Annotated in this window: 26 protein-coding genes and 1 tRNA gene; 9 read left to right on the top strand and 18 right to left on the bottom strand. The window is 64.0% G+C overall.

What is annotated here, in order from left to right; genetic code table 11:
- Positions 1 to 96: 96 nt before the first annotated feature.
- A complete protein-coding gene (locus tag QX034_RS12295; protein WP_315702323.1) occupies positions 97 to 1401 on the bottom strand; it encodes an ammonium transporter in 1305 nt (434 codons plus the stop codon).
- A 72-nt stretch (positions 1402 to 1473) separates the two neighbouring features.
- Positions 1474 to 1812, bottom strand: coding sequence for a P-II family nitrogen regulator (locus QX034_RS12300; RefSeq protein WP_315702322.1), 339 nt, complete (start codon positions 1810 to 1812; stop codon positions 1474 to 1476).
- A gap of 217 nt (positions 1813 to 2029) precedes the next feature.
- On the opposite strand from QX034_RS12300, the gene QX034_RS12305 reads away from it, so the two are divergent.
- Complete coding sequence (locus QX034_RS12305; protein WP_315702321.1) at positions 2030 to 2908, top strand: DUF4339 domain-containing protein; 879 nt, start codon at positions 2030 to 2032, stop codon at positions 2906 to 2908.
- Here QX034_RS12305 and tesB read toward each other — a convergent pair.
- Positions 2905 to 3774 (bottom strand): acyl-CoA thioesterase II, encoded by an 870-nt coding sequence (gene tesB, locus QX034_RS12310; protein ID WP_315702320.1) that lies wholly within the window; start codon positions 3772 to 3774, stop codon positions 2905 to 2907. The two genes, QX034_RS12305 and tesB, sit on opposite strands and share 4 nt — an antisense overlap.
- A gap of 119 nt (positions 3775 to 3893) precedes the next feature.
- Here tesB and QX034_RS12315 point away from each other — a divergent pair, with 119 nt between their 5' ends.
- Positions 3894 to 5111, top strand: a complete 1218-nt coding sequence (locus tag QX034_RS12315; protein WP_315806125.1) for a ubiquinone biosynthesis hydroxylase — start codon at positions 3894 to 3896, stop codon at positions 5109 to 5111.
- A gap of 3 nt (positions 5112 to 5114) precedes the next feature.
- Here QX034_RS12315 and QX034_RS12320 read toward each other — a convergent pair whose 3' ends face one another.
- The 3 genes from QX034_RS12320 to QX034_RS12330 form a co-directional block, all read right to left on the bottom strand.
- The gene (locus QX034_RS12320; protein WP_315743568.1) at positions 5115 to 6047 is read right to left on the bottom strand and encodes an alpha/beta hydrolase; all 933 of its coding nucleotides are present in this window, start codon (positions 6045 to 6047) and stop codon (positions 5115 to 5117) included.
- A 2-nt stretch (positions 6048 to 6049) separates the two neighbouring features.
- Entirely contained in the window at positions 6050 to 6244 is a 195-nt protein-coding gene (locus tag QX034_RS12325) for a Trm112 family protein (RefSeq protein ID WP_315702317.1), read from the bottom strand.
- Positions 6245 to 6309: 65 nt separating this feature from the next.
- Complete coding sequence (locus tag QX034_RS12330; protein WP_315743572.1) at positions 6310 to 6852, bottom strand: TetR/AcrR family transcriptional regulator; 543 nt, start codon at positions 6850 to 6852, stop codon at positions 6310 to 6312.
- Between the two features lie 93 nt (positions 6853 to 6945).
- On the opposite strand from QX034_RS12330, the gene QX034_RS12335 reads away from it, so the two are divergent.
- The 3 genes from QX034_RS12335 to QX034_RS12345 all read left to right on the top strand — a co-directional run bounded on the left by QX034_RS12335 (position 6946) and on the right by QX034_RS12345 (position 8665).
- Positions 6946 to 7296: a hypothetical protein gene (locus QX034_RS12335; protein WP_316195423.1), complete on the top strand. Its 351-nt coding sequence runs from the start codon at positions 6946 to 6948 to the stop codon at positions 7294 to 7296.
- 184 nt (positions 7297 to 7480) lie between these two features.
- Positions 7481 to 7825, top strand: coding sequence for a cupredoxin domain-containing protein (locus QX034_RS12340; RefSeq protein ID WP_316195424.1), 345 nt, complete (start codon positions 7481 to 7483; stop codon positions 7823 to 7825).
- Between the two features lie 9 nt (positions 7826 to 7834).
- Positions 7835 to 8665, top strand: coding sequence for an FTR1 family protein (locus QX034_RS12345; protein ID WP_316195426.1), 831 nt, complete (start codon positions 7835 to 7837; stop codon positions 8663 to 8665).
- Here QX034_RS12345 and QX034_RS12350 read toward each other — a convergent pair whose 3' ends face one another.
- Complete coding sequence (locus tag QX034_RS12350; protein ID WP_315761581.1) at positions 8666 to 9340, bottom strand: LON peptidase substrate-binding domain-containing protein; 675 nt, start codon at positions 9338 to 9340, stop codon at positions 8666 to 8668. It abuts the gene before it with no gap.
- Positions 9341 to 9371: 31 nt separating this feature from the next.
- Entirely contained in the window at positions 9372 to 10289 is a 918-nt protein-coding gene (locus tag QX034_RS12355; protein ID WP_315702313.1) for a co-chaperone YbbN, read from the bottom strand.
- Positions 10290 to 10569: 280 nt separating this feature from the next.
- Between QX034_RS12355 and QX034_RS12360 the strand changes: the two genes are divergently transcribed.
- Positions 10570 to 10644, top strand: a tRNA-Gly gene (locus tag QX034_RS12360).
- 328 nt (positions 10645 to 10972) lie between these two features.
- Here the strand turns inward: QX034_RS12360 and pncB are convergent.
- The 5 genes from pncB to QX034_RS12385 form a co-directional block, all read right to left on the bottom strand.
- Entirely contained in the window at positions 10973 to 12277 is a 1305-nt protein-coding gene (gene pncB / locus QX034_RS12365; RefSeq protein ID WP_315702312.1) for a nicotinate phosphoribosyltransferase, read from the bottom strand.
- Positions 12278 to 12339: 62 nt separating this feature from the next.
- Complete coding sequence (locus QX034_RS12370) at positions 12340 to 13683, bottom strand: amidase (protein WP_315702311.1); 1344 nt, start codon at positions 13681 to 13683, stop codon at positions 12340 to 12342.
- Between the two features lie 71 nt (positions 13684 to 13754).
- Positions 13755 to 14723: an ABC transporter substrate-binding protein gene (locus QX034_RS12375; protein WP_315743582.1), complete on the bottom strand. Its 969-nt coding sequence runs from the start codon at positions 14721 to 14723 to the stop codon at positions 13755 to 13757.
- Between the two features lie 29 nt (positions 14724 to 14752).
- The gene (locus QX034_RS12380; protein ID WP_316190298.1) at positions 14753 to 15604 is read right to left on the bottom strand and encodes an ABC transporter permease; all 852 of its coding nucleotides are present in this window, start codon (positions 15602 to 15604) and stop codon (positions 14753 to 14755) included.
- On the bottom strand, positions 15601 to 16383 hold the full coding sequence (locus QX034_RS12385; protein WP_315702308.1) for an ABC transporter ATP-binding protein: 783 nt from the start codon (positions 16381 to 16383) through the stop codon (positions 15601 to 15603). Before QX034_RS12385 ends, QX034_RS12380 begins: the two co-directional genes overlap by 4 nt.
- 417 nt (positions 16384 to 16800) lie before the next feature.
- Between QX034_RS12385 and QX034_RS12390 the strand changes: the two genes are divergently transcribed.
- Positions 16801 to 18075 (top strand): PQQ-dependent sugar dehydrogenase, encoded by a 1275-nt coding sequence (locus QX034_RS12390; protein ID WP_315702307.1) that lies wholly within the window; start codon positions 16801 to 16803, stop codon positions 18073 to 18075.
- 181 nt (positions 18076 to 18256) lie between these two features.
- Positions 18257 to 18844, top strand: a complete 588-nt coding sequence (locus QX034_RS12395; protein WP_315702306.1) for a c-type cytochrome — start codon at positions 18257 to 18259, stop codon at positions 18842 to 18844.
- 58 nt (positions 18845 to 18902) lie between these two features.
- Here QX034_RS12395 and panE read toward each other — a convergent pair whose 3' ends face one another.
- From panE to QX034_RS12420, 5 genes are all read right to left on the bottom strand, one after another.
- Positions 18903 to 19823 carry a 2-dehydropantoate 2-reductase gene (gene panE / locus QX034_RS12400; protein ID WP_315702305.1) on the bottom strand — a complete coding sequence of 307 codons (921 nt, stop codon included), beginning with the start codon at positions 19821 to 19823 and terminating at the stop codon, positions 18903 to 18905.
- Between the two features lie 111 nt (positions 19824 to 19934).
- The gene (locus QX034_RS12405) at positions 19935 to 20672 is read right to left on the bottom strand and encodes an SDR family oxidoreductase (RefSeq protein WP_315702304.1); all 738 of its coding nucleotides are present in this window, start codon (positions 20670 to 20672) and stop codon (positions 19935 to 19937) included.
- Positions 20673 to 20802: 130 nt separating this feature from the next.
- The gene (locus QX034_RS12410; protein WP_315702303.1) at positions 20803 to 21411 is read right to left on the bottom strand and encodes a 2-hydroxychromene-2-carboxylate isomerase; all 609 of its coding nucleotides are present in this window, start codon (positions 21409 to 21411) and stop codon (positions 20803 to 20805) included.
- 105 nt (positions 21412 to 21516) lie between these two features.
- Positions 21517 to 22881 carry an MATE family efflux transporter gene (locus tag QX034_RS12415; protein WP_315702302.1) on the bottom strand — a complete coding sequence of 455 codons (1365 nt, stop codon included), beginning with the start codon at positions 22879 to 22881 and terminating at the stop codon, positions 21517 to 21519.
- Positions 22882 to 22933: 52 nt separating this feature from the next.
- On the bottom strand, positions 22934 to 23509 hold the full coding sequence (locus QX034_RS12420; protein WP_315703144.1) for a DUF2239 family protein: 576 nt from the start codon (positions 23507 to 23509) through the stop codon (positions 22934 to 22936).
- 172 nt (positions 23510 to 23681) lie between these two features.
- On the opposite strand from QX034_RS12420, the gene QX034_RS12425 reads away from it, so the two are divergent.
- Positions 23682 to 24347 carry a glutathione S-transferase gene (locus QX034_RS12425; RefSeq protein ID WP_315702301.1) on the top strand — a complete coding sequence of 222 codons (666 nt, stop codon included), beginning with the start codon at positions 23682 to 23684 and terminating at the stop codon, positions 24345 to 24347.
- Positions 24348 to 24359 lie beyond the last annotated feature (12 nt).

Genomic DNA, 24359 nt, shown 5'->3' on the forward strand with positions numbered 1-24359 from the left:
ATTATGCGCGATTTTTGCGCAGACAGGCAACCTCCGGACGAACTGCCCACGCAAAGGGCAACATTCGCCGGCTGCTATGAGATCAAATGGCGCCGATTACTGCAGCGCTTCGCCGTGCTGCGAAATATCGAGGCCTTCGAGTTCCTGGGAACGGGACACCCGCAGCGGCACGATGGCGCTGACGAGCTTCAGCAGGCCGTAGCTGACGCCGGCCGACCAGACCAGGGTGACGGCGACGCCATAGAGCTGGACCAGGAGCTGCCGGGGATGGCCCTCGAGCAGCCCCGCCGTGCCGCCGATCGAGGCTGTCGCAAACACGCCAGCCAGCAGGGTTCCCGTCAGCCCCCCGATGCCGTGGACCCCGAACACGTCGAGCGAATCGTCGTATTTGAACCGGTGCTTCAGCGAGGTGCAGGCCCAGTAACACACCGCGCCGGCGATCACGCCGATGACGATGCCGTGCCAGGGCGCGACGAAGCCCGAGGCCGGCGTGATGGTGCCGAGGCCCGCGACCGCGCCCGAGATCATGCCGAGCACGGACGGCTTGCGCCGGGCCGACCATTCGATCGCGCCCCAGGTGATCGCGCCCGCGCAGGCCGCGAGATGCGTCGCCAGGATCGCCATCACGGCATGCGAGTTGGCGGCGAGCGCCGAGCCGCCGTTGAAGCCGAACCAGCCGACCCACAGCAGGCCGGTGCCGATCACCGCAAGCGACAGGTCGAACGGCGCCAGATTCTCGGCACCATAGCCCTGTCGCTGGCCCATCACCAAAGCTGCGACCAGCCCGCCGGTGCCGGCCGAGAGGTGGACGACGAGCCCGCCGGCGAAATCGATCACGCCCATGCTGGCGAGAAAACCGCCGCCCCAGATCCAATGCGCGAGCGGCACATAGACCAGGATGAACCAGCCGATGGAGAACACCAGATAGGCCGAGAAGCGCATGCGGTCCGCCACCGAGCCCGCCACCAGCGCGACCGTGATGATCGCAAAGGTCATCTGGTAAAGCATGAACAGCGATTCCGGGATGGTCTTGGCCGCGGGATGCACGCTGTCGAGGGTCAGCCCCGCCAGGAAGGCGCGGTTGAGCGAGCCGAGCCAGGGACCGTCGCCGACGAAGGCCAGCGAGTAGCCGAACGCGACCCAGAGGATCGAGATGACCATCACCGCCGCGAGGCTCTGCGCCATGGTCGCGAGCACGTTCTTCTTCCGGACCATGCCGGAATAGAACAAGGCGAGGCCCGGCGTCGTCATCATCAGCACCAGCGCGGTCGCAACGATCATCCAGGCGGTGTCGGCCGCGTCGATCCCGGGCGCCGCGGCCAAGGCGGGCGATGCGCTTACGATGGCAGCGAGCGCGGTCGCCGCAAGCACGCGGATAGCGCGAGACGAAAATGCCCCCATGACAGTCCTCAGCATATCGAGATGAACGCAAAGGCGCGGCTGCGCCGCCGCGCGCGAGCAAGTGGTGGCGGCCTACAGCGCGTCGGCGTCGGTCTCGCCGGTCCGGATGCGGCGGGCATGATCGATCGGCGTCACGAAGATCTTGCCGTCACCGATCTGCCCCGTGCGCGCGCTCGTCGTGATGACCTCGACCGCCTTGTCCGCGACGTCGGAGGCGACCGCGATCTCGATCCGCAGCTTGGGCAGGAAGTTCACGACATATTCGGCGCCGCGGTAGATTTCGGTGTGGCCCTTCTGCCGGCCGTAGCCCTTCACCTCGGTGACGGTCATGCCGTGGACCCCGATGGCGGTGAGGCCCTGCCGCACCTCGTCAAGCTTGAAAGGTTTGATGATCGCGACAACGAGCTTCATGGCGGTGCCTTGGGTCCCTCAAGATCAGGCAGCCTGGTTCTGAGGCAGAGCATGGTCCCCTCGGCTGGCTGGTTGATAGGCACATGGCACAAAAATTCCGCAGGGTTAAGCAAAAAACGTCCGGCATCGCTGCTGTTCACTGAACGGAAAGCCCCGACGGCCGACAGATGGGGAGGACGCGCCGCCGCGCCGGCTCCCCCCTCCTTGAGGATGCAAGATGTCGAATCGTCCCTGGTATTATGCGTTACAAGGCCAGCAGCAGGGTCCGGTGTCCGAAAGCGCACTCCGCGACCTCGTCGCCAAGGGCGTCGTCACGGCCGACACGCTGGTCTGGACCGAGGGCATGGCAGGCTGGGAGAGGGCCGATCATATCCCAGGATTGGTCTCCGACATCGCCGACCATCCCGCAGGATCGGTCCCGAGCTCCGGCGCGGCCGGGATTGCCGAGGGACCGCTATCGGCCGAGCTCGAACTCTGGCCGTTTCTCGGCCGCGCGCTGCTGTTCGTGATCGGCACGGCTTTCGTCATTCCGGCGCCGTGGACCGCAACCTACTTCTATCGTTACGTGATCGAACGGATCCGAGCGCCGAGCCGCTCCGCGCTGGGCTTCACAGGCCAGCCGCTCGACATCTGGTATGTCTTCATCGGCATGGGCGTGCTGATCTATGTCGGCCCGAGCAACAGGCCCGTCGTGGAATTGCTCGTCATGGTCGCCCAGGTTTTGCTGTCCTGGCTGGTGGTCCGTTGGATGGTCAGCAATATCATCGTCGATGGCCAACCTATCGGACGCTTCGAAGGCAGCGTGCTCACCTATGTCGGCTGGCATGTGCTGATGATCATCTCCGCAATCACGATCATCGGCTGGGCCTGGGTCATCACGGCCTGGATGCGCTGGATCTGTCGCAACATCCAGGGCACCCGGCGCGAGATCATCTTCACCGCGAGCGGGCTCGAGATGCTGTGGCGGACGGTGTTGTTCGCCATCGGCTGCGTGCTGATCATCCCGATCCCATGGGTGCTGCGCTGGTACACCCAATGGTATGTGTCACAGTTCGCCCTGGTGTCGCGCGCTTCGATACCCGCCTCAGGGCACTAAGTGGGCGACCTGCGCTCGCGCACCGAGCCTTCCTGCGCCACAGAGGCGACGAGCGTGCCGTCGGGCTTGAAGATCAGGCCGCGCGTCAGGCCGCGGCCGGCTTGCGCGCTCGGCGAATCCTGCGAATAGAGCAGCCATTCGTCGGCGCGGAACGGCCGGTGAAACCACATCGCGTGATCGAGGCTCGCCGGCATCATCCGCTTGTCGAACAGCGTGCGGCCGTAGCGCGCCATGACCGCGTCGAGCAGCGAGAAGTCCGAGGCATAGGCGAGCGCGCACATATGCAGCGCCGGGTCGTCCGGCAGCTTGGCCGCAGTCCTGATCCAGACATGGATGCGGCCGTCATCGATCTTCTGGCCGAAATAACGGCCGAGCTCGACCGGACGCAGTTCGATCGGACGATCGGATTCGTAGTAGCGGCGGATGAAGTCCGGCATCTCCCGGAACATCGGCTGCTTGGAGACTTCTTCGGCAGTCAGTTTTTCCGGCGGCGGCACATCCGGCATCTTGTCCTGATGGTCGAACGCGCTCTCCTCGTCGGTGTGGAACGACACCATGACCGAGAAGATCGCGTTGCCGTGCTGGATCGCGGTGACGCGCCGGGTCGCATAGCTCTTGCCGTCGCGCAGCCGCTCGACCTGGTAGATGATCGGCACCTGCGGATCGCCCGGCAGGATGAAATAGCAATGCAGCGAATGCGGCAGCCGTCCTTCGACCGTGCGGCAGGCAGCCATCATCGCCTGGCCGATGACCTGGCCGCCGAACACGCGCTGCCAGCTCGTCTTCGGGCTGTTGCCGCGAAACAGGTTCACCTCAATCGGCTCGAGGTCGAGGATCGAGATCAGGTCGATCAGGCCCTTGGACATGGGTTAAGCCTTCGCTTGGTCAGACCAATCGGTCGCGACAATTGGCGACGGCATGGTTCACCGCCCTGTTTCGCCCAGCTATACTCCCGCCGCAAGAGCATAAGGGTAAGCGGGTTGGCATGACACAGCGGAGCATCGTGATCGGCGGCGGCGCCTTTGCCGGTTTGGCGCTGGCCTTGGCGCTGCGGCAGGGCCTCGGGCCGGACGTCCCGGTGATCGTGGCCGACCCGGCACTGGGGGCGCGGCCGAGCCGCGATCCCCGCGCCAGCGCCATCGTGGCGGCCTGTCGGAAGCTGTTCGACGCGATCGGGGTCTGGGCCGATGTGGCCGAGCAGGCACAGCCGATCCTGGACATGGTGATTACCGATTCCAGGCTCGAGGACGCCACCCGGCCCGCCTTCCTGACCTTTGCCGGCCAGGTCGAACCCGGCGAACCCTTCGCCCATATGGTCGAGAACCGGCATCTGATCGACGCCCTGGTGGCCCATGCGGAAGCTGCGGGCATCGTGCTGAAGCCGACCGCGGTGACGAATTTTGCGACCCAGGCCGACGGCATCGAGGTGACGCTCGCCGATGGCAGCCGTATCGCGGCCGGCCTCCTGGTCGCCGCCGACGGCGCCCGCTCAAAGCTGCGCGAGCGCGCCGGCATCGTCACCCATGGCTGGGACTACAACCAATCCGGCATCGTCGTCACCGTCGGCCATGAACGCGATCACGAGGGGCGCGCCGAAGAGCATTTCCTGCCCCCCGGGCCGTTTGCGATTCTGCCGCTTACCGGCAAGCGCTCCTCGCTGGTGTGGACCGAGACCCGCGCGGAGGCGCAACGCCTTGTCGCCCTGAGCGCGGATGAATTCCATGCCGAGCTGGAAAAGCGCGCCGGCCTGCATCTCGGCGAACTCAAGGTGCTGGATCAGCCGCGGGCCTTTCCGCTGTCCTATTTCGTGGCGCGCTCCTTCATCGCCCCGCGGCTCGCCCTGGTCGGCGACGCCGCCCATGTGATCCACCCGATCGCGGGCCAGGGTCTCAATATGGGGCTGAAGGATGTCGCAGCGCTCGCCGAAGTCGTGGTCGATGCCGCCAGGCTCGGGGCCGATCCGGGCCAGATCGACGTGCTCGAGCGCTACCAGCGCTGGCGGCGCTTCGACACGATGGCGATGGGGCTTGCCACCAACTCGCTCAACTTCCTGTTCTCCAACAAATCGACACTGCTGCGTACCGTGCGCGACATCGGGCTTGGCCTGGTCGACCGCACGCCGCCGTTGAAGGAGCTGTTCATCCGTCAGGCCGCGGGGCTGACCGGCGAGATTCCGCGGCTTCTGAAGGGCGAGGCGCTGTGAGGTTCAGCGTGCCTCGGCACCGCTGATGAAGGCGGCAACGGCGTCCAACATGTCTGGGTCGAGCGGAAGATCGGGATCGCCATAGGATTTCAGATTGGCATCGTCGTCCGTGACGTCGACCAGCACATGGTTCATATCGGGCAGCCACAGCGTCTTGGCGGCCGGCGCGGCGGCCGAGAGCGCCAGCAGGTCGACCCGCGCGAGTTGCAGATCGCGGCCACCGCCGACAATCAGCGTGGGCATGATGATCTGCTTCAACGGATCGATCGGATCCTCGGTGAACGCGGACGCGATGCTGGGCTGCATGGCGGGGGGAATCGGCAGCGCCGCGGGCGGCGGATCGACGACCTGGCCGGCCATGATGCTGTCGATCGCTTTCGCGGCCTCGGCGAACTTGTCGGGCGGCAGCTTTCTCTCCAGTTGCGCCTTGAGGAGGTCGCCCTGCCGCCGCGCCGTCGTCGCCAGCAGCACCAGCCGGTCGACCGGCGCGCGGCGTGCGGTCAGGATCGCGACCAGGCCGCCCTCGCTGTGGCCGACCAGCACGACGCGGGCAAACCTGCCGCGCAGGAACGCCACCAGCGACGCGGCGTCGTCGACATAATCCTTGAAGCGGAAATCCTCCGGCCTGCCGAACTCCCGCTTCCAGCCCCGCGCCCCGCGCTTGTCGTAGCGCAGGCTGGCGATGCCGCGCGCAGCCAGTTGCTCGGCGAGCTTCTTCAGCGTCGCGGGCTTGAGCTGCGGGCCGTTGCCGTCACGATCGGTCGAGCCGGAGCCTGCGATCAAAAGCGCGACCGGGGGCCGCTCGACGCCGGCCGGCGTCGTCAGCACCGCGTCCAGCGCGCCGACCCGGACATTGCTCTCCTCGGCGCGGGCGATGGACGTCAGCGTCGCGGCCAGGAGCAGCGCGAACACTGGGAGGCAGGCCCGAAGCCGCATGGTCAGTCGATCTTCCGCGCTTCTTCGGGCAGCATGATCGGAATGCCGTCCCGGATCGGATAAGCGAGCTTGGCGGATCGCGAAATCAGCTCCTGCTTGGCCGCATCGTATTCCAGCGGCCCCTTGGTCATCGGGCACACCAGGATCTCCAGAAGCTTGGGATCGACCGTGGTCTCGGGACGCTCTGACGGTGTCATGCGGAGAATCTCTTCAGGCTAGTGTTGCGACATCTCTAGCACATGCCCCAGGCTGCTGTCGTCTTTCACCGCCCGGCGAGCGCGACGCGAATCAGCTCCGCGACGATCGCATCGTGCCGCGCCTTCGGGATCCGCTGGTCCGCAAGCGCGAAGCCGAGAAACGCCCAATACAGGATCTGCGCACGCGTCTGCGCGAGTTCGGGCGCGAGGCCCTCCGAAACGAGCAGGCTCGTGACATAGTCGAGGCGGCGTCGGTCGATCGCTTGGACCGCATTAAGGGCAAGCGCGTCGGAGGCGGCCCAGCTTCGCACCGCCCGCTCCAGCGCCGGCCTGGTCGAGAACGTGCGGCGCAGCAGCACCGCGATGAGAGGCTCGTCGGTGACGCTCGCCTCGACGCCAAGGATGATCCGCTCGGCCGCGATCTCGCGCCAGTAGTTCAAGAGCTCGGCGCGGAAGGCGCCGACATCGACGAAATGCCAATAGAAGCTGCCCCGCGACACCCCGAGCGCTTTGGCCAGCGGCTCGGCCTTGAGCGCCATGAATCCTTTGGCGGTCAGGACTTTCAGGCCCTGATCGAGCCAATCCCGGGCGGACAACTGATCGGTCATCCGCCCTCCATACACCACTGTATTGACATGCACTACCTCGTTCGGGCACCCTCCATACATAACTGTATGGTCAGAGGCCACCGGAGAGAAGCGATGCGGGATGTGATGCTGCAATGTGCCGGAGTCGGCGCGATTCTCGCTGCATTGATCCACGGCGTCCTCGGCGAGACCAAAGTCTTCCCTCGCCTCACGATCACGCCGGAGCGCTTGCGGATCTTGCTTCGCGTGGTCTGGCAGGCGAGCACGGTGGCCTGGATCGGCGGCGGAGTGCTGCTTGTCACGGCACCAACGATGGCCTCGGATACGGCACGCCACTGGATCGTCGTCACGCTGGCCATCGTGTTCGCCCTTGCCGCATTTGGCAACGCACTTGCCACGCGCGGCCGACACTTCGGCTGGATCGCACTTGCCGGCGTCGTTGTTCTCGCTGCTGCCGGCTATTGATGGACAATCGCCGACGGTGCAGCAGGGCTGCCCACCGAATGGAATCGCTCCAGTTTGGAGCAAGTCTTATTGCGCCCCGGAGACCTCGTTGTTAGCTGCAACTGCGAGGCCGAGGCGGCGGAAGCGCTAGGCTAACCTGCGCGACGCACCATGTTCTCGGCTCGAGAAGGGGAGAGCTTGATCGATGTCGACTGTGAGCTTGCGGAAACTTGCCTTCGCTGTTGCGGCCTGGAGCGCTGTCCTGACGCTCGCATCTGCCCATGCCGCGGACACGGAAATTCAGCTCACCTATAGCAATGGGCAGTTCGAGCCGAAGGAGGCCGCCGCGCCGGCCGACAAACCGTTCGCCATCCGGGTGAAGAACATGGAAGCCAAGGCGATGGAGTTCGAGAGCAAGACGCTGAAGGTCGAGAAGGTGATCGCGGCCAAGAGCGAGGCCATCCTCAAGGTGCGCGCCATGAAGCCCGGCCGCTACGAGTTCTTCGACGAGTTCAACGAGAAGGCCCGCGGCACGGTCAACGTCCAATAGGAAACGAAGATGCTCGCCGCGCTGATCATCGTCTTCCGCGAAGTGTTCGAGGCCGGATTGATCGTCGGAATCGTGCTGGCGGTGACGAGCGCCGTGCCGCACCGGCTGCGCTGGATCGGCGGCGGCCTCCTTGCCGGCCTCGCGGGCGCCTGCACCGTGGCGGCTTTTGCAGGTGCCCTGTCGCAGCTGTTCGAGGGCATGGGACAGGAATTGTTCAACGCAGCCATCCTGTCGACCGCAGTCGTCATGCTGATCTGGCACAATGTCTGGATGGCACGCCACGGCCGCGAGATGGCCAACGACCTGCGCGCGGTCGGACAGGCGGTTGCAGAGGGATCCAAGTCGCTGCTCGCGCTTGCGGTGGTGGTCGCGGTGGCCGTGCTGCGCGAAGGCAGCGAGGTCGTTCTGTTCCTCTATGGTGTCGCGGCGTCCGGAGACAATTCCGGGTTGGCGCTACTCGGCGGTGGCGTGCTCGGCTTGGGGCTGGGCGTCGCCGTGTGTCTTGCGACCTATCTCGGTTTGATGCGGATTCCGCCGCGGGCGCTGTTCGCCACCACGACGGTGCTGATCACTCTGCTTGCCGCCGGCATGGCCGCGCAGGCGGTCGCCTTCCTGGCACGGGCCAGCTGGCTGACGAGCCTCGACCAAATCGTGTGGGATTCGAGTTCGGTTCTGTCCGAGGACAGCCCGCTTGGCCGGACCTTGCACACCTTGATCGGCTACACCGATCAGCCGACCGCGATGCAGCTCGCGGTCTATATCGGCGTGATCGTCCTGACGTTCATACTGATGCGGCTGACGGCCCCGCTCCCATCTGCGCGCGCCGTCGCGGCGGAATGATCACTGCAGCGGAGGATCGCCTGAGGTCCGCTTCTTGGCGAGGTCCATCTCGGTGACGGCGATCAGGATCTCGGCGCGAGTCTTAAGGTCGGGCGCTTCCAGCATCGCCTGCTTCTCCGCCGGTCCGTAGGGCGACATCATCGCCAGCGCATTCACCAGCGCCTCGTTCGGCGCCGCTTCGATTCCCTCCCAATCAGCCTTGAGATTGTTCGCCTTCAGGAAGTCGGTCAGTACCGAAAGCAGCGCCTCGCGGTCGACCTCGTCCTCGCCCTTGCGCGCGGTGAAATCATCGATGAATGGGAAGTAGTCCACCTTGCATTGGCGGTATGGCGTCAGCACGGTCATTTCCTCGACCACCTTGAAGCGCGAGACGCCGGTGAGCTCGAGGATATAGCGGCCATCTCCGGTTTCCGCCATTTGCGTGATGCGACCGACGCAGCCGACCTGGAACAGCACCGGCACCGCTTCGTTCGACGAATGGGTCACGTCCGGCTGGATCATGCCGATCAAGCGATGGCCGTCGCGGAACGCATCGTCGACCATGGCGAGATACCGTCGCTCGAAAATGTTGAGCGGCATCTGGCCGCGCGGCAACAGCAGCGCGCCGGCGAGCGGGAATACGGGAATGACTTCCGGCAGCTCGGCGGGACCGCGATATTCCGCATTGATCGGCATGGGCTGCCCCGTGTGGTCGGCTGCGCCTTCGTTACGAAAACAGGATGGTCGACAGCCGCTTGCGGCCCTCGACCGTGGCCTCATCCGCACCGCCCCAGGCCTCGAAGAACTGTACCAGCTGCTTGCGCGCACCGTCATCGTTCCATTTGCGGTCGCGCTTGACGATTTCGAGCAGCTGGTCCGTGGCTTCCTTGCGCTTGCCTGCGGCATTCAACGCGGTCGCGAGGTCGAAGCGGGCCTGATGGTCGAGCGGATCAGCAGCAACCTTCTGTTCGAGCTCGCCGATCGGCCCTAGCGACTGGGCCTGCTCAGCCAGATCGATCGCCGCCTGCACGGCGGAGACTGCAGCATCGTTGCGCTTGGACTCCGGCACCATCGCCAGCGTCTGCTTGGCCTGCTCGATCGCTCCGGTCTGGACGTAGCACTTGGCCAATCCGGCCAGCGCCTGAATATTGGTCGAATCGACCGACAAGGCTTCGGCATAGATTTGCGCCGCGGCAGCCGCATCGCCCTCGGCAAGAACCGCCTCCGCTTCCTTGATGATCTCGGCAATATCGGGTTCGCCGATTCCCGGCACATCCTTGGTGAGCTTCTCGATGAAGGCGGCGACCTGGCCTTCGGGGAGGGCACCCATGAATCCGTCAGCCGGGCGGCCGCCGACAAACGCGATCACGGCCGGGATCGACTGAATGCCCATCTGCCCCGGGATCGCCGGATGCTCATCGATATTCATCTTGACCAGCTTGACCTTGCCCTTGGCGGCGCGGACAGCCTTTTCAAGGATCGGGGTCAGCTGCCGACAGGGACCGCACCATGGCGCCCAGAAGTCGATCAGCACGGGCTGCCGTTTCGACTCCTCGATGACATCCTTCACGAAGGTCTGAGTGGTGGTCTCCTTGATCAGATCCGGCACCTGCGGCGTCGCGCCGCCCTGCTCTACAATCGTCACGGGGTCCTCGTCTGAAATGCTGAATGGCCGCAGGCCAGACCGGCCTGCCGCGGCGCCTCAATACACGGTTTCGTCTGTTTTAAGTGGCGGTCACCCGCGAAATTTCAACCGGTTCCCGTTCATACCGCCGGGAGCGGGCTTTTCCGACTGTTTTCGGCCATTTTGCGCCAGGGACCTTCGCCAAACGGTGACGAAAGGTGTCGCAGACCTGTTGCATTCCGCGGCGGCATTTGGCATAGGTCTCCCCGTTGCCGCCGCGACTGGGCGCAACATTACGGATGCGGGTGTAGCTCAGTGGTAGAGCACGACCTTGCCAAGGTCGGGGTCGAGGGTTCGAACCCCTTCGCCCGCTCCAAAGCCCGCTACGATCCATCGCGCTTTATCCATCAAAAACGTCCGCTCAGTGCCTCTCCGGGCCTTAAGAGCCTTGGCGAAGCCGCCGTCCTCCTGATCCGCCCTTGCTGATGGCGAGGATCGCCCGCCGATCGGGCGACATCGGACATGCCTACCGGAAAGCATCCCCGGCGACCTTCACGTGGCGTGCGGGCCGATGAAACCGCGACAGCTCCTGTACCATATACATCCATCGCGTGAGCGAACGCGCATGCGCCGGCCCACATCCAAAGTCCGGTGACATTGTTGGATGATGCAGCCTTGGCGCAATCACACCGAGCTATCGCGACCTATACGTAGACCGGCATGCGGACCCGGCCGGCATCGCCGAACACGCGCAGGTAACGGGCGATCTCGGCAGGATCGCCGGTCGCCTTCTCCGGATTGTCGGAGAGTTTGACGGCGGGCCGGCCGTCAACGGACGTGACCTTGCAGACCAGCGAGATCGGATCGAGATCGACCGAGCCGTCCGGCGAACAGCCGACAAAATCATTGGTGAGGTTGGTGCCCCAGCCGAAGGAGAGCCGAACCCGATCGGCAAAGCGCTGGTGGATCGCTTCGATCGATTCGACGTCCATGGCATCCGAGAACACCAGCAGCTTTTGCCTGGGATCGCGGCCTTTCGCCTTCCACCAGGCGATGATCTCCTCGCCGGCTTCGATCGGCGGCGCGCTATCGGGACGGAAACCGGTCCAATCGGCGACCCAATCCGGCGCGTCGCGCATGAAAGCCTTGCTGCCGAACGCGTCGGGCAGCGCGATCAGGAGATTGCCGGCATAGGTCTGCCGCCATTGATCGAGAATGCGATAGGGCGCAAAGCGCAGCTCCTCATCGTCTTTCGCAAGTGCCGCCGCGACCATGGGCAGCTCGTGCGCATTGGTCCCGATCGCCTCGAGGTCGTTGTCCATGGCGAGCAGAACGTTCGAGGTGCCGGTGAAGGAGGAGCCCAGACCTTCCTTGACGGCCTCGACACACCAGCGCTGCCACAGGAAGCCATGGCGGCGGCGAGTACCGAAATCGGACAGCCGCAAGCCCTCGATTTTTCGCAGCCGCTCGACCTTGGTCCACAGCTTCGCCTTGGCGCGCGCGAACAGCACATCAAGCGCGAAACGCCCCTGCCCTTTCATCGCCTGCCGCGACCGCAGCTCGTTGAGGATCGCCAGCGCCGGGATCTCCCACATCGTGGTGTGGGTCCAGGGGCCGTGGAAATGCAGCTCGTATTGGCCTTCCGCCTTGCGCAGCTCATATTCGGGCAGCCGGAAGCTCCCGAGCCAGGCGATGAAATCCGGCGCGAACATGTGGGTCTTGCCGTAGAACGTGTTACCGGCAAGCCAGATCAGCTCTTTCTTGGTGAACCGGATGGTGCGGGCGTGGTCGAGCTGGGCGCGCAGCTCACCCTCGTCGACGATGTCGGCAAGCCGCACCCGCTTGGTGCGGTTGATGACGGAAAAGGTCACCTTCTGATTCGGGTAGAACTCCCGAATCATCTGCATCATCAACAACTTGTAAAAATCGGTATCGAGCAGGCTGCGCACGATCGGGTCGAGGCGCCAATTGTGATTGTAGGTCCTGCTCGCGATGTCGGTTACGGTCATTATGGCGTTTTAGCGCGCCGGCCCTGCCGCAGCCAATGGGGTTTGTCGCAGGGGCTGCTGCGCTAATCCAGGATCGGCGGCAGGCCCGGATCGAAGGCGAGGGCTGATTCGACCCATTTTGCAGCGCGAAGGACACGGACATCCTCGCGGTAACGGCCGGCGATCTGAATGCCAAGCGGCAGGCCGTTCCGGCCGAAGCCGGCGGGCAGCGACACGGCCGGCGCACCAAGGAAGGTCCAGGGGGCGCAATATTCGGCATCGCCGGTCCAATGCAGGCCCTGCGGGGCCTCGCCGAAAGCGGGCAGCGTCAACACGGCATCGAAGCCCTCCAACTCGGTGTCCAACGCCGCGCGCCGCTCCTCCTGGACTGCTTTCGCGATCAGGTAGTCCATCGCGGATTTCCCTTTCCCGGACTCGACATGGGATTTCAAGACGTCGCTGACGCGATCGGGATAACGCGCGATCAGATCCGAAAAGATGACCGTGGCCTCGCTCAGCATGATGGTGTTGATCGCGGTCCAATTCACGGCGTCGAGGGCGGACAGTTCGAGCACCTCCAGCACGGCGCCCGCGCTACGCAGCTTGTCGATGACCGCGCCGAACAGCGCCTGCTGCTCAGGCTCGGCGCGCTCCCATTTGGCGAAGCGCACAATGGCGAGCCGCGGCTTGTCCATCGCGATGACGCCCTCGTCGATATCGATTTCGAAGGACGGCAGCGGCCGACCGTGAATGTCGCCATCGTTCGTGCCGGCGAGCAACGAAAGTGCGAGCGCGACGTCATCGACCCTGCGCGCGAAGAAACCGACATGATCGAGCGACGGGCTCAAGGGGTGCACACCGACGCGCGGAATCGCACCGAAGCTCGGCTTGAAGCCGACCACGCCATTGAAGGCGGCGGGACGGATCACCGAGCCGAGCGTCTGCGAGCCCAGCGCCAGCGGCACGAGGCCGGCCGCCACTGCCGCCGCCGAGCCGGACGAGGAGCCGCCCGGCGTGTGCGCGACATTCCAGGGGTTCACCGTGGGACCCGGATGGCGCCAGGCGAATTCGGTCGAAACCGTCTTGCCGAAGATCGTCGCGCCGAGATTGCGCAAACGCTCGACCACCCAGGCGTCCGCCGCGGGAACGTGGTCCCGGTAGATCGGCGAGCCATTGGTGGTCGGCATGTCGTGCGTGGCAATGATATCCTTGATCGCAACCGGAATGCCGGCCAGCGGCCCACGATGCGGCGCAACGTCCCTCGCCAGATATTCGAACGCCTTCAGGCGCGGCTCGATCAGCTTTGTCCGCGCCAGGCAATCGGCCGCATAGGTCTCTGACGCGGATGGATCGGCTCTGAACTGACGCAACAGATCAAGGACGCCTGCGCCGGCTTTCGGGGCAGGCAAGGCGCGTTGTTCGGTCATGGCAATTTCCCACGGACATTCGAGACAGCGCAGCATAACGCATCCCGAGACGCGCAGCCAAGAAAGGCTACTTACTTCATCGACAGAGCGGGCTCGATGTACTTCCGCACCACAAAGCTCTTATAGTCAGGCTGATTGGCCAGATTGCCGAGCGCAATCTGGGTATCCATCGCGACCTTCAGCGCGTCCGGCGTGATATCGACACTCGGCGGATAGACGCCGTCCGCCAACATGCGCTTGACCGCGGCTTCCACCACCGCCGGCTCGAGCGACGGAAATTCCTTCTTGGCGATCTCAACCGTCTTAGCCTCGTTCTTGGCCATGAAGCGCATCGCCATTTCCATCGCATTGACGACGCGCTGCGCCGTATCGGGATCGACGTCGTTGCGCGCAGTCACCGCCGAGAAGGCGTAGGCGCCATAGGCTTTGGGAAAGCCGAACACCACCTTCATGCCTTTCGCGACCGCCTGGTCCAGCCCCGGCTCATACATCACGGCCACATTGGCCTGCTTGGCGACGAACGGCCCGGGTTCGCTGCCGATCGCGACCTGGATCATGTCGACGTCGGTCTTGGGATCCATGCCGTTCTCCTTCAACAGCTTCATGAAGAGCGAGGTCGAGGTGGTCGGCATCAACCCGGTGACGACCTTCTGGCCCTTGACGTCCTTGATGCCATCGAACTTGAAATCCGGCGCGGTCGCGATCCACACGGCGGCGCCGTTGACGACGTTGGCGATGATGCCGACCGGCGCTCCCTTGGAGGCTGCGATCGCGGTCCATTCCGGCCCGTGGATCGAGAATTGCGCGCTGCCGGAGATCACGGCGGACAACGCCACGGTCGGCGCGCCGGCGGTCTCCTTGGTCAGATCCAGGCCCTGCTGGGTGAAGAAACCTTCGTCGATCGCGACATAGAGCGGCAAGTATAGCATCGACTGGAACGCCTGGCTCAGCGTCACCTTCTTGTTCTCGGCGAGTGCCGGCGAAGCAAGCAGCAGCGAGATCAGCGCAGCCGCCTTGGCGGCACGCGTCAGCAATGACATCGAAATACTCCGTTCGTTTCTCATGGAAATCAAACCTGAACCTGCTGCGTCGCACTGGCCTGCTTCCACGGCAGGCTGGTGCGCTCGATCATGTCGATGACGTAGTAAAGGAGAAAGCCCACGATCATCAGCGTGAACAGGCCGACCCACACCGTGTTGAGGTCGTAGAGGCTGGAAGCCGTGTAGATCAGGTGACCGAGCCCGCGCTGGGATGAGATGAATTCCCCAACGACGGCCCCGACCAAGCCGAAGCCGATATTGATGCGGAAGGTCGCGATGATGGAAGGCAACGTTGACGGCGCCACCGCCTTGAAAAACACCTGGTGCTTGTCGGCGCCCATCGAGATCAGCAGGGACTGCAGGTCGGGATCGGCATCCTTGGCGGCCTGATAGGCCGCGATCAGCGCGACGATGGCGGTCAGCGACACCGACAAGGCGACCTTCGAGACGAGCCCGGTTCCAAACCACAGCACCACGATCGGAGCCAACGCGATCTTGGGCACGCTGTTGATGGCGACGATGAAGGGCTCCACCAGGCGGGCAACGAACACGGAGTACCACAGCGCCAGCCCTAGCAGGGAGCCGACGATCGTCCCGATCACGAAGCCGAGCAGCGCTTCGAACAGCGTGGTCCAGGTATCGGAAATCAGGTCTCCGCTGGCGAGCATGCGGAAGGCGTTCTGGAAAATGCCAAGCGGCGAGCCGACCAGGAATGCCGATACGAGGCCGAGCCGAACGCCAAGCTCCCACAGCACGAAGAAGGCAATCACCGCCAACGCCTGCAGGAAGGCGCGGCCGAGCATCGTGTCGAAAGTCTTGCGGCGTCGCATACGCGCGCGCGATTTCGTCGCCGAAGGTGCGCTGGGGAGGGTCAGGGTCACGCTGTCTTCTCGGTCTGGATGTCGAGCTCGGCGCAGAGCTGATGGAAATAGCCGGAGAAGCGGCTATCGGCGCGCGCCGCAATCGGTGAATGCGCCGCGATGTCGATGTCGTGCACGACCTTCACCCGCGCCGGCCGGCCACTCAGCACCACCACCCGCTTCGACAGCGCCACCGCCTCGTCGATATCGTGAGTCACCAGGATGACGGTCTTGTGGTAGGTCTCGACGGCCTCCTTCAGCACGCCCTCGAGATACAGCCTCGTCTGGTAATCGAGCGCCGAGAACGGCTCGTCGAGCAGCAGGATGTCCGGATCCATGATCAGGGTGCGGATCAAGGCCACGCGCTGCCGCATACCGCCCGACAACGTCTTGGGATAGACGTTCTCAAAACCGGCGAGGCCGAAGTCCTTCAGATATTGCCGCGCCTTGGTCTCCGCTGCGTCGCGCATGACACCGCGAGTCTCCAGGCCCAGCAGCACGTTGCCGAGCACCGTACGCCACGGAAACAAGAGGTCCTTTTGCATCATGTAGCCGATGCGACCGCGCAGGCTTCCGATCTGCGCGCCGCGATAATGCATGGTGCCGGCATCGGCCTCGATCAGGCCGGCGATGATATTGAAGATCGTCGTCTTGCCGCAGCCGGATGGACCGATGATGCTGACGAAATCGCGTTGGTGGATGTCAAAGGACAAATCGTCGAGCACGCGGACTTCGCCGTGCTTGCCATGGAAGGATTTGCTGACGCCGCGGACGCTCAGCTGGGTTTCGGGCTTGGACATGCCGCAGCTGACGCAACTTGCATGCCAAGCCCGAATCCTCGGAGTTTCCATGGTTCAGCCCGTTTCCGGGCACACCGTGCCTCGACGTTTCGCGGTGCATGGCGTGTCTTTGGGCATAACGGCCAAACCTGAGCCCACGGGTTTCGTGAGCGCCACGTGATCGCGATGCGGCATTGCGTCCGCATCCGAGGTTTGTTGCATCGCGAGGCAACCCAGCCGCTTGATACGCGCCCAAGCCGGCCCACGTGAATTTTCACGGACGAGCACCGGCCAGCGGGCGCTGGTCGCTTTTCAGTCGTGGAAGATGTGCTAACATTTTTTGTCCGATCCACTGAGTTGGCGGACCAACGAACGTCTCAAGACACGTTTCGAAAAATGATGGCGGCAGCATCGAAGCTGCCTGATGGGAGTGAAGCGATGACATCGGCTTTCCACCGGAGCATTCTTGCGCTTGCGACCTTCGGCCTTCTGGCCGGAACCAGCCTGAGCTACGCGCAGCAGTCGGACGCCGCCCGGCCGCTCAAGAAATACGAGTCCGGCAACAAGGAATTCTGGACGCATCCGCCGGATGACTGGTTCCTTGGCGATGAAACCGAGGCACAGAAGGGGTTGGCGCCGCCATCCGGGCCGCCGACCGGCGCCTCGGAGGCAGAACTCGCCGACATCGTGAAGAAGATCAAGCTGCCGGACGGCTTCAAGATCGAGGTGTGGGCACCCGGCGTGCTGGCGGCGCGCCAGATGGCCTGGGGCGACAAGGGCACCTTGTTCGTCGGCTCGTTCGGGCTCGGCAACGTCTACGCAATCACCGACAAGGGCGGAAAGCGCGAGGTCAAGACGGTCCTGAAGGGACTGAACATGCCGACCGGCGTCGCCTTCCAGGACGGCGCGCTCTACGTCGTCGAGGTCAACAAGCTGGTCAAATACGAGAATGCCGAAGCCAATCTCGACAATCTCGGCCAGGGCAAGGTCGTCTATGACGACATGCCGTCCTATGCCGCGCATGGCTGGAAGTATATTGCGGTCGACAAGGATGGCTGGTTCTACATCCCGTTCGGCCCGCCCTTCAACATCGGCATTCCACCGACCAGCGTGGCGCAGATCCGCCGTGTCGATCCGCGCACCGGCAATGCAGAGATCTGGGCGCTCGGCGTGCGCAACAGCGTCGGCGGCGACGTCGACCCGCGCACCGGCAAATACTGGTTCACCGAGAATGCGCGGGACTGGATCAGCGATGATCTGCCGAGCGACAAGCTCAACATGATCGCCAAGATCGGCGAGCATTTTGGCTATCCCTATTGCCACCAGGGTGACTTGCCGGATCCGAAGTTCGCGATGGGCCACCAATGCTCCGAGTTCACGCCGCCCGTGCTCAAACTCGGCAGTCACGTCGCCCCGCTCGGGATGAAGTTCTACACCGGCGACCAGTTCCCGGCCGAATACAAGAACAACATCCTGATCGCCGAGCACGGCTCCTGGAACCGCCACAAGTATCAGGGCGCACGGATCATGCGCGTGACCGCAGATCCTGACGGCAAGAATGCTAAGCAGGAGGTGTTCGCCTCGGGCTGGATCGAAGGTGATCAGGGCTATCTCGGCCGTCCCGACGACATCGTCCTTGCCAAGGACGGCTCGATCCTGGTGGCGGACGACTGGGCCGGCGCCATCTACCGCATCAGCTACGAGAAGAAGTGATCATCTGAGAGATTTGGGGGCTGCGGCTGCCTTATGGCGGCCGCAGCCTTTGTTTTGAACGGTACACGGCCGTCGGTGCGGGCGGCCCATCACACAAACAAAGACTGCCGTCGCCCGTTGCCGGGACATCCCGGATAGAGCTGGAAACAAGCTTCCGGGCTGACGCGTGGAGGGGAAGGATATGCGAAAGGCTCTGATCGAAGCCGTGCTCGTCACGGCGGCCCTGCTAGCCGACTACTCCGTCACACATGCCGCTGACATCGCCGCCGGCAAGGCCAAGGCCGAGCTCTGCGTCGGCTGCCACGGCGAGAACGGCATTTCACAGACCGAGAACATCCCTTCGCTCGCGGGCCAGCAGGACCAGTTCATCCAATGGCAGCTGGTGTTCTTTCGCGCCGGCACGCGCAAGAACGAGGCGATGCAGCCGATCATCGAACAACTCAACAACGAGGACATCCGCAATCTCGGCGCTTATTTCGCCTCGCTGACGCCGCCAAAGGCGCCGCCGGATGACAATCCCGACCTATCGCAAAAAGGTGCACAGGCGGCTGCGGGCCGCCGCTGCGCCTCATGCCATACCGACAGCTATGCCGGAACCAAGGGCGTGGCGCGGCTTGCTGGCCAGCGCGAAGAATATCTCGTCAAGGCGCTACATGACTACAAGAGCGGTCTGCGCGTCGGCGGCAGTCAGGCCGCGATGACCGACGTTGCCTACCCTCTAAGCGGCGAAGAGATCGAAGCGCTGGCGCACTATCTCGCGCATTTGTAGCAGCACGGGGATGTCGCCCCGTGCAGGCGCACCCCGCAGGGACGCAAAGCCTGCTGAGCTATCCTCGCTGCGCCTCGTACACCTTCAGCTGTGTATAGGCGATGCGCAGCTTCGGCACCGGGACTTTCGCAGCGTCTGCGCGGGCCACGAGATCGCCGATCACATGATCGGCCTCGACCGGCAGGCCGGCCTTGAGATCGCGAAACATCGAGGCCGTCATCGGCGATCCCTCGGTGGTCAGCATGCCGGAGACGCGCTGGAAAAAAGGCCCTGCGGGCGGAAACCCGGCAGCGGCCGCCACCGCGCTGCATTCATCGAGCATGCCGAGCAGAAACTCCTTGCCGCCCGGCGCGGCGAGAATGACCCCGACAGGCGCGCGCATCAGCGTGGTCGAAGCAGCGAGCGACGCCAGGAACACCCATTTCTCCCACATCTCCTGCAGGATATGCTCGCTGGCGGCGGCATTGAAATTGCCGCGCTTGAACAGCTCGAAGATGGCGCGGACGCGGTCGGACATCCCGCCGGCACGCTCGCCGAAAGCAAACGACTGCATCGGCTGCAGCTGCACAACCTCGCGCTTCTCGTTCAACGTCGCGGCGATCGCGCAGAGCCCGCCGAGCACGTGGTCGCGTCCGAATCTCGCATCGAGCACATCGAGATGGCGCATGCCGTTGAGCAGCGGAATGATCGCAGTCTGCGGTCCAACTGCGGGCGCAAAGGACGCGATCGCGTCATCGAGATCGTAGGCCTTGCAGCTCAGCAGCACGACGTCGAAATGCTGCTTCAACGTATCCGCTTGCACGGTCGCCGGATTGGGCAGCGTGACATCACCGGCCGGGCTCCTGATCACGAGACCGGCCGAGGCGAGCTCGGCTGCACGGCGCGGTCGCACCAGGAAGGTGATGTCGCAGCCGGCCTGCAACAGGCGGCCGCCGAAATAGCCGCCGATCGCGCCGGCACCGACCACGAGAATGCGCATGGGATCTTATCCTGTTCTTGCGAGCGCCGGATACTGCCGCGACGGACAGCCAATGGCGAGTAGCGAATGGGGATGGCTTCCATTCGCCATTCGCTACTCCCTATTCGCCACTCACCACTTCTCGCCGAATGGCCGGATCTCCAGCTCGAACGTCCAAGCGCTCTTCGGCTGCTGGTAGAGCTGCCAGTAGGCACCGGCGACGGACGCCGGCGGCATCAGGAGGTCGGGGTTGTCGAGCGCCTCCTGACCCCAAATCTGCGCCCGCCGCTCGCGCACCCAAGCGGTGTCGACCCCGGAATCGATGATGAGATGGGCGACGTGGATATTCTGCGGCATCAATTCGCGCGCCATCGATTGCGCCACGGCACGCAGACCGAACTTCGCGGACGCAAAGGCCGCATAGCCGGCTCCGCCGCGCAGGGAAGCGGTCGCCCCGGTGAAGAAGATGTTGCCTTGTCCGCGCGGCAGCATCAGCCGCGCCGCCTCGCGGCCGGTCACGAAGCCGGCCCAGCAGGCCATTTCCCATACTTTGCGGAACACGCGGTCGGTGGTTTCCAGAATCGGGAAATTGACGTTGGCCCCGACATTGAAAATCGCGACCTCGAGCGGAGCGTGCTTATCGGCGTCGTTGAGGAAGGCGGTCGTCTCCTCCTCCTTCCGTGCATCGAGCGAGCGACCGAAGATCGTGCCGCCTGCGGCCTCGACCTCCTTGATGAGCGGTTCGAGCTTCTCGCCGTTACGGCGGCCCGCGAACACGGTGAAGCCCTCGGAGGCGAACTTCTTGACGATCTCGGCGCCGATATAGTCGCCGGCCCCGACGACCGCGACGGTGGCGTTACGCTTTTGCATTTCGATCTCCTGTTATTCCGGGGCGCGTCAGCGCGAACCCGGAATCTCGCGCCTCATCTCGGGATTCCGGGTTCATCGCTGCGCGATGCCCCGGAATGACGTCCATGCCGACGTACCCGCGATGACAGCGCTACTTCGCCATAATCATCTCTTCGACATCGCGCAGCTGCTCCTTGCCGAAGAACATCTCGCCGCCGACGAAGAAGGTCGGCGAGCCGAAAGCGCCGCGCTCAACGGCCTGCTGAGTGTTTTCGACGAGCTTCGCTTTCACCTGCGGCTCCTGGGCGCGCGCAAACAACTTTGTGCCATCCAGCCCGGATGAGGTGATCGCGGCAATCGCGACCTCCGGATCATCCATCTTCTTCGGCTCGCGCCACATATGGAAGAACGCCGCCTCGACATAGGGATCGAACACGCCTTCGAGCTGCGCGGCAATGGCCGCACGCATCAGGTTCAGCGTGTTGACTGGAAAGAACGGATTACAAACATAGGGCTCGACCTGAAAGCGTTTCAGGAAACGCCGCGTCTCCAGCTCGTGGAACTCGCGCTTGTTCTTGATCCCGGCGAACGCCTCAGCGGGCGATCTGTTGTTGGTCGCCTTGAAGATGCCGCCCAGCAGCACCGGCACATATTCGAATTTCATGCCGATCCGCCGCTCGATGGCAGGGATGGCCAGGTGGCTGAGATAGGCGTTCGGACTGCCGAAATCGAACAGGAATTGCGGCGCGGGCCGGCTCATGGGCGATCTCCCCAGACCTTGATTTTGGCCCATCTTGATCCAGCCTCGCAACCGCGTCCAGCATTTTATGATAGTCATCATACATGATGACCATCTCCGGGCGGATCAGACCAGACGGCTGATCGTGCGCTTCCGCCAGACCAGGAGATAGAAGCTCATCTGCAGCAGGAACATCGCCGAAAACGTGATGGGATAGGCGAGCCATACGCCGTCCAGGCCCAGCTGGGAGCTCAGTGCGACGGCCGACGGGACCTCGATGGCTGCAATCGAGAGCATCGAGATCAGCAGCGGCATCCACACCGTGCCACTGGCGCGCATGGCGGCCGAGAACGCCGTCGCCATGCCGAACACAACCGAGCTCCACAGCACGATGTGCAGCGAGCGCTGCGCGAGTTCGAGCACAGGCGGCTCCGTGATGAAAAAGCCCATCAGCGTGCGGGAGAACAGGTAGGCGATTGCCACGAGCCCGCCGGTCAGCACGAGATTCATCTCGAGCCCGGTTCGCACGATGCGGCCGATCTGCCCGGCATTGCCGCGGCCGATCGCCTGCGCGCCGAAGATCGAGACCGAGATCGCGATCGAGATCGCCGGGAACTGCACATAGGCCAGTACCTGGTTGACGGCACCATAGGCCGCGGTCGCGCCCGAGCCGAAACTGTTGACGAGGCCCAGCAGCACCATTTCGGCGAGCGACATCACGATCATGTTGATGGCCGCGGGAATGCCGAGCCGCAGCACAATGCGCAGCAGGAGCGGATCGATCGACATCCCACGCCGGAACGCGGCATCGAAGGCGAGCGGATGCTTGCGCCGGCGCAAATGCGCGTGCAGCCAGATCAGGGTGAGCAAGCTTGAGATCGCAGATGCCCAGGCCGCGCTGGATACACCGAGCTGCGGCAGGCCGAACGTACCGCGGATCAGCATCGGCGTGAGTGCGAGCCCGATGACGGTCGAGACCGCGAGCGCGATCAGCGGCGTCACGGTGTCGCCGACGCCGCGCATCAGCGCCGTGATCAGAATGAAGGTGAACGTCAACGGCATCGCAATCATCATGATGCGCGCGTACGTGACAGCGGCATCGAGGATGTTTGCAGGCGTCGCGAGCGCGACCAGGAGCGGCCGCGCGAACAGTCCGCCAAGCACCGCGATGAAGGCTGCCATCAGCAAGGTCAGGCTCAGCGTCGTGCCGGCAATGGTCTTCACCTTGTCCGTTTGGCCGGCTCCCCAGGCCTGCCCGATCAGCACGCCAGCGCCGGAAGCCAGCCCAAGGACAAAGGCGATGAAGAAGAACATCGCGGGGAAGAACACCGACACCGCCGCAAGCGCGTCGACGCCGATCATCTGCCCGAGATAGACATTGTTGATGGTGCCGAACAACGCCTGCAGGATGTTGCTGAGCATCATCGGCGCGAGAAAGACGAGAAAGGATTTTCGGAGCGACGGAGAAGTCGACACGAGGACGTCCTGCATGTGAGAGCAAAAATGCGCCGGGCTCGGGGGATAGGCCGCAAGTGGTATCTTATTAGGGCGAACGGTCTCGATAGGCCAGCCCAATGGCGTGATCGCGAATGTCGGCAGGCCAGTCCGCGATCAGCTCGGCAAAACGACGCAGGTCGTCGGCGAACAGCGCGCGTGACGCCTCCTCGAAATGCGGGAAATTCCCGGCCATGGCCGACATGAAGTGATAGGCCGCGTCGCGCGCTTCTCGCGCGCGATCCTTGTCACCGCTTGTGCGACGCGCCTCGTCGACCAGCTTGCGCAAGGCGACCGAGGCGCCGCCGGGCTGCGCATTCAGCCATTCCCAATGACGGGGCAACAACGTCACCTCACGGGCAACGACGCCCAGTCTGGGTCGGCCCCGACCACGCGGCTCGACGGTCGCGGGCTCTGGGGCGGAGGGTGCCTCGACATGCAGACGCGATGCGACCGCTGCGCCAGTTTCGCGCAGGTCGAGATCTACCGGGCGACCGGTCCGGTCGTTGAAGATCATGATCGGCGCATGCGTGCCGTCGGCGCGTTTGACCGCAAGGGCGACTTCAGCGAGCGGGCCCGTAGCAAGCCGGCGCGCGCCCTCGAAGACAGTAAAGGTTTCGATCATCCTCACGACCCAGCTGGGATTGGCATTGACGAGCCATCTATTAATACCCGGATAAAATAAAATCAATATCACCCGGGTGATTATGTCGCCAGAATACCGGTGGCGAATGGATCGCCGGATTGCATTCAGCCTGCTAGGGAACGGCAGCGAATCCGAAGGCCCCGGGATCACGATGCTGACCGTTCACCACCTCAACAATTCCCGCTCTCAACGCGTGCTGTGGCTGCTCGAAGAGCTCGGCGTCCCCTATGAGATCATCCGCTATGAGCGCCAGCCGGATATGCGCGCCCCCAAGGAACTGCGCGCGATCCACCCGCTGGGCAAATCGCCGGTCATTACCGATAGCGGCCAGACCATCGCCGAATCCGGCGCCATCGTCGAATATCTGATCGAGACCTATGGCAACGGCCGCCTGATTCCGCCGCCGAAAACACCGGAACGGCTGCGCTATAGCTACTGGCTGCATTACGCCGAGGGCTCGGCGATGCCGCTGCTGTTGTTGAAGCTGCTGTTCAACATGATGCCGAAGCGCGCTCCGGCTCTGCTGCGGCCGTTGGTGCGCAAGGTGTCGAACCAGGCGCTGACCACGCTGGTCAATCCGCAGCTCAAGCAGCACATGGCCTTCTGGGAAAGCGAGTTGCAGAAGAGCGAATGGTTCGCCGGCGACGAGTTCACCGCGGCGGACATCCAGATGAGCTTTCCGCTGCAGGCGGCGGCGGCGCGTGGTGGGTTGGAGCAGGGCCATCCGCGCGCGATGGATTTCCTGGCGCGCATCGAGGCGCGCCCCGCCTACAAGCTGGCGCTGGACAAGGGCGGACCGTATACGGTCGGCAGGTAGCGACAGCTTTGA

Origin of the sequence: Bradyrhizobium sp. SZCCHNR3119 (assembly GCF_032487775.1) — a bacterium.
Classification (GTDB): domain Bacteria; phylum Pseudomonadota; class Alphaproteobacteria; order Rhizobiales; family Xanthobacteraceae; genus Bradyrhizobium.